The organism is Paracoccus sp. Z118 (assembly GCF_019061185.1).
In the GTDB taxonomy this organism is placed as follows: domain Bacteria; phylum Pseudomonadota; class Alphaproteobacteria; order Rhodobacterales; family Rhodobacteraceae; genus Paracoccus.
In genome coordinates this window covers 1-330 of record NZ_JAHQZU010000154.1, presented here as the reverse complement: position 1 = coordinate 330, position 330 = coordinate 1, and the positions used below count along the sequence as shown (strand labels likewise).

The 330-nt window shown below is 66.4% G+C and carries 1 protein-coding gene; it reads left to right on the top strand.

Annotated features, from left to right (window positions below):
* The coding region (locus tag KTN05_RS18845; protein ID WP_217330713.1) for an SDR family oxidoreductase at positions 1–330 on the top strand (330 nt) is incomplete at both ends.

Genomic DNA, 330 nt, shown 5'->3' with positions numbered 1-330 from the left:
TGCCGGACGCGGCCTCGACGCGCCAGGCACCGAGGGCGGCGACGCGGACGAATGGCGGGCGATGATCGGGATCAACATCATGGGCCTGCTCTTCAGCGCAAAGGCCGCCCTGCCTCACCTGAAGGAACGGCAAGGCCACCTGCTGATGACCGGATCGGCGGCGGGCCGCATCCATATCAAGGGATCGGTCTATGGCGCCTCGAAATGGTTCGTTCACGGTTACGCAGGCAACCTCGCCGAGGAGATGCGCGAGTGGGGCGGGCGGTGCACGGTTATCGCGCCGGGCATGGTGGACACGGAGTTCTTCGACGAGGCCAAGCCCAAGGCCAT